Source organism: Nocardioides pelophilus (assembly GCF_014180685.1).
Taxonomy (GTDB): Bacteria; Actinomycetota; Actinomycetes; order Propionibacteriales; family Nocardioidaceae; genus Nocardioides; species Nocardioides pelophilus.
The window spans coordinates 1-4,773 of sequence record NZ_JACEHF010000239.1 but is presented as its reverse complement, the minus strand read 5'-3'; the positions used below and the strand labels follow the sequence as shown (position 1 = coordinate 4,773).

Below are 4,773 nucleotides of genomic sequence, written 5' to 3'. Positions count from 1 at the left end.
CGGGGGTCCCGGCGTCGAACGGTCGCCGCCCGGTGAGGCACTCGAACCCGACCACACCGAGCGAGTAGACGTCGGAGGCCGGCGTCGACGGGTTGCCGCGCGCCTGCTCGGGCGAGAGGTACTGCGGCGTGCCCATCACCGCGCCGGTGCGGGTGATCTGCGCGTCGTCGGCGGCACGGGCGATGCCGAAGTCGGTGACCTTGACCCGCCGGTCCGGGGTCACGATCAGGTTGGCCGGCTTCACGTCGCGGTGGACGATGCCGGCGCGGTGGGCGACGGCGAGCGCGTCGGCGGTCTGGGTCAGCAGGTCGCGCACGACCGCGGGGTCGAGCGTCCGCGCCTGGACGCGGGCCTGCTGGAGCAGGGCCGAGAGCGGCTCGCCCTCGACCAGCTCCATGACGAGGTACGGCGACGCCGTGTCGTCGGGGCCGCCCGGGTTCGACGAGTAGTCGTAGACGCTGGCGATCCCTGGGTGGTGCAGGGCGCCCGCGTTGCGGGCCTCGGTCTCGAAGCGGGAGCGGAACTGCGGGTCGTCGGCGTACTCGTGCTTGAGCACCTTGACCGCGACCGGTCGGTTGAGGCGGGTGTCGGTCGCCCGCCACACGACCCCCATGCCGCCGGTGGCGATCCGCTCGTCGAGCCGGTAGCGGTGGGCTTCGTCGGCGTACTGGTCAGTCATTGATGACCGCCTCCATCACTGCCTTGGCAATCGGGCCGCCGAGCGCGCCGCCCGCGATCTGCTTGCCGGGGGCCTCCTGGATCATGACCGCGACCGCGACCTCGGCGTCCTCGGCGGGTCCGAACGAGACGAACCAGCCGTACGGCGCCAGGCCCGCGACGCCGCGCTGGGCGGTGCCGGTCTTGCCGGCGACGCTGATGCCGGGGATCGCGGCGGGGGAGGCGGTGCCGTCGTCGACGGTCTGGACCATCAGCTCGGTCACCTGGTCGGCGGTGGTCGGGGAGACCGCGTCGCGGATCTCCTCGGGGTCGGTGGTCTCGAGCGTCTCGTACTCCGCCGACTGCACCTCCTCGACGAGGTAGGGCCGCATCAGCGTGCCGCGGTTGGCGATGGCGGAGACCACCATCGCCATCTGCAGCGGCGTCGACTGCACCTCGAACTGCCCGAAGCCGGTCTGCGCCGTCTGGGCGTCGTTGAGCTCCTCGCCGTCGACGCTGGTCGGGTAGACCGACTGCGCCTGCGGGGAGAGGTCCTGCAGGTAGTCGCTGTTGAACCCGAACTTCTCCGCCTGCTCGCGCATCTTCTCCGGCCCGAGCTCGACGGCCATCTTCGCGAACGCGGTGTTGCACGACTGGCCCATCGCGGTCGCGAACGACACCTCCTCCGGGTTGCAGAGGAAGCGGCCCTCGTTGTCGATCACGTTGCTCTCACCGGTGGTGCCGGGCGTCTGCCAGGTCGCGCCGGACGGCACCTGGTCGTCGGCGTCGTAGAGGCCGTTCTCGATCGCGGCCGCTGCGGTGACCACCTTGAACGTCGAGCCCGGGAACAGCCGGGTCTGGATCGCCCGGTTGACCAGCGGCTCCTTCTCGTCGGTGTCGAGGCGGGCGTAGTTGCTCTCGAACGCGTTGAAGTCGTGCGTGGCCAGCTCGTTGGGGTCGTACGACGGCAGCGACACCATCGCGAGGATCCGGCCGGTCTTGGGCTCGATGGCCACGACCGACCCCTCGCCCTCGGGTCCGATCGTCGACAGCAGCGCGTCGTAGGCCGCCTCCTGCGCCTCCGGGTCGAGGGTGAGCTGGACGTTGCCGCCCTTGTTGCTCTGGTTCTGTGCGAGGTCGATCAACCGGGTGACGAACAGGCGCGGGTCCTCGCCGGAGAGCACGGTGTTCTGCGACCGCTCGATGCCGGTCTGGCTGCCGAGGGTGAGGTAGCCGGTGAGGTGGGCGTAGAGCCGGGGCTTGGGGTAGACGCGGAGGTACTTGTACTGGTCGTCGTACTCCCGGCTGCGGGCCAGCGTGATCTGCTCGCGCCCCTCGCCGGTGCGGATGTCGCCGCGCTCGCGGCTGAACGCCGCCTCGGTGACCCGGGCGTTGAGCGGGTCCTCGTTGAGCTCCTTGGCCTGCCAGAACTGGAGATAGCTGACGTTCACCATCAGCGCCAGGAACAAGAACATGCAGAAGATGGCGACGGTGCGGATGGGGCGGTTCACTTCGGCACCGTCTTCACGATCTGGGTCTGGAGCTGGTCGGGGTCCTCGGAGTCGTCGGTGACCTCGGGGACCGGCCGTCGCGCCTGGTCGGAGATCCGCAGCAGCAGCGCGATGATCACCCAGTTGGCGACCAGGGACGAGCCGCCGTACGACAGGAACGGGGTGGTGAGACCGGTCAGCGGGATCAGCCGGGTCACGCCGCCGATGACGACGAAGACCTGGAGCGCGAGCACGCCGGCCAGGCCGGTGGCGACCAGCTTGCCGAAGCCGTCGCGGGAGATCAGCGCGGCCCGGAGGGCCCGCTCGACGATCAGGCCGTAGAGCAGCAGGATCGCGATCACCGCGGTGAGGCCGAGCTCCTCGCCGATCGCCGCCATGATGAAGTCCGACTCGGCCTCCGGCACCCGCGACGGCATGCCCTCGCCGAGGCCGCGGCCGATGAGGCCGCCCCAGGCGAACCCGTAGAGGCTCTGCACCAGCTGGTAGCCGTCGCCGTTGCGGTCGGCGAAGGGGTCGAGCCAGATGTCGACCCGCTGCTGGACGTGGGCGAAGATCCGGAACGCCACCGCCGCCCCGCCGAAGAAGAGCGCGCCGCCGACCACGAGCCAGCCCGGTCGCTCGGTCGCGACGTAGAGCATGATCAGGAACAGGCCGAAGAACAGCAGGCTGGAGCCGAGGTCCTTCTGCAGGATCAGGATGCTGAGGCTGACCCCCCACATCACCAGGATCGGGCCGAGGTCGCGGCCGCGGGGCAGGTCGATGAAGAGCACCCGGCGGCCGGCGAGCGCCAGCGCGTCGCGGTGGACGACCAGGTAGCCGGCGAAGGTGATGACGAGGAGCACCTTCGACACCTCGCCCGGCTGGAAGTTGAACGGGCCGACGTTGATCCAGATCCGGGCGCCGTTCACCTCGTTGCCGATGCCCGGCAGCATCGGGAGGACCAGCAGCGCGATCGCCGCGAGGCCGGAGGTGTAGGTGAAGCGCGCGAGCAGCCGGTGGTCGCGCAGCAGCACGAGGGTGGCGACGAACAGCGCGACGCCGACGGTCATCCAGATCAGCTGCTGGTCGGCCTGTCCGGTGTCCATGGCGAGGTCGATCCGGTGGATCATCGCGAGGCCGATGCCGTTGAGGGCGGCGACGATCGGCAGCAGCACCGGATCGGCGTACGGCGCGACCAGACGCACCACGACGTGGGCGAGGATCACGAGCGCGGCCAGCCAGCCGCCGTACCCGACCAGGTTGGTCGGGACCTCGCCGTCGACACCGAGCCCGACCGCGGCGTAGGCGCCGATGCCGACGATCAGCGCCAGGATGAGGAGGAACAGCTCGGCACCGCGCCGACGGCGGTGCACGAACTGCAGGAGAAGGGCGTTTGCCACGGGTCTCGGACCTACTCCTCGACGCCGTCGGGGGGCATCATGCGCTCGGCCAGGTTGCGGACGATCGCGATGGCGTCCTCGTAGTCGTCGGCCGCGATGCCTTCCTCGACATCGGACTGGGCGGCCTCGGGGAGGTCGCCGACGGGGAGGTCGCTGGTGCGGTAGACGCTCGAGAGGCCCGGTACGCCGTCGATGCCGCGGTAGACGGCGACCTGGCCCTCGTGCTCGCCGACGTAGTACTGCTGCTGGGTCCACCAGTACGCCGACGCGAGCAGCACCCAGACCAGCCCGAGGACCACCGCGGCGGCGAGGATCCGGCGGGCCCAGGTGAAGCGGCGGGGCGGGCGCGGGGCGTAGCGGTAGGCCTCGGGGTCGACCGGGGGGTCGGCCTGGATGGCGTACTCGATGCCGGCGGGCAGCTCGGCGTCGATCGGCTCGAGCTCGCCGGTGTCGCCGGACCGGTGGCCGCGGAACAGGCTGCGNCGGCGCTGCAGCTCGGCGGCGGCGCCGACGACCATCGGCTCGAGGCCGGCGTACACCGGGTCGGCGGCGGCCTGCTCCTCGGTGAGGACGTCGGCGACGACGCAGGTCACGTTGTCGGAGCTGCCGGCGTCGAGGCTGGCTCGGACCAGCTCGATGGCCGCGAACTCGGGGGAGCCGCTGGCGAGGATGTCGGCCATCCGCGGGTCCTCGAGCACGCCGCACGCGCCGTCGCTGCAGAGGAAGACCCGGTCGCCCGGGACGAGCGCGATCGCGAACAGGTCGGGCTCGACCTCGTGCAGACCGTCGAGCGCCTTGAGGATCAGGTTGCGGTGGGGGTGGACCCGCGCCTCCTCCTCGGTGATCCGGCCCTCGTCGATGAGGCTCTGCACGAACGTGTGGTCGCTGGTGATCTGGGAGAGCTCGCCGTCGCGGAAGAGGTAGCCGCGCGAGTCGCCGATGTGGCCGATCGCGACCCGGTGGCCGTCGAACAGGGCGACCGTCGCCGTCGTACTCGTGCCGGCGAGGGCGGGGTCGTGCTCGACCTGGGCGTGGATCGACTCGTGCGCTTCGTGCAGCCCGTCGGTGACCCTGGTGAGCAGGTCGACGGAACCCGGCGCCTCGTCGAGCTGGCGCAGCTCGCCGACCGCGGTGCTCGACGCGATGTCTCCGCGGGCGGCACCGCCGACGCCGTCGCAGACGGCGAGCAGCCAGGGGCCGGCGTAGCCGGAGTCCTGGTTGTCCTT

4 protein-coding genes are annotated in these 4,773 nt (G+C 71.1%); all 4 read right to left on the bottom strand.

Features of this window, described 5'->3' with window-relative positions:
• On the bottom strand, nt 1-679 hold a 679-nt coding region (locus H0488_RS22110), incomplete at its 3' end, for a serine/threonine-protein kinase (RefSeq protein WP_183101365.1).
• Nucleotides 672-2,168, bottom strand: a complete 1,497-nt coding sequence (locus tag H0488_RS22105) for a peptidoglycan D,D-transpeptidase FtsI family protein (RefSeq protein ID WP_183101364.1) — start codon at nt 2,166-2,168, stop codon at nt 672-674. The genes H0488_RS22105 and H0488_RS22110, both read right to left, overlap by 8 nt.
• Nucleotides 2,165-3,547: an FtsW/RodA/SpoVE family cell cycle protein gene (locus H0488_RS22100; protein WP_183101363.1), complete on the bottom strand. Its 1,383-nt coding sequence runs from the start codon at nt 3,545-3,547 to the stop codon at nt 2,165-2,167. Before H0488_RS22100 ends, H0488_RS22105 begins: the two co-directional genes overlap by 4 nt.
• A gap of 11 nt (nt 3,548-3,558) precedes the next feature.
• Nucleotides 3,559-4,737 (bottom strand): PP2C family protein-serine/threonine phosphatase, encoded by a 1,179-nt coding sequence (locus tag H0488_RS22095; RefSeq protein WP_512698546.1) that lies wholly within the window; start codon nt 4,735-4,737, stop codon nt 3,559-3,561.
• Between the last annotated feature and the right edge of the window lie 36 nt (nt 4,738-4,773).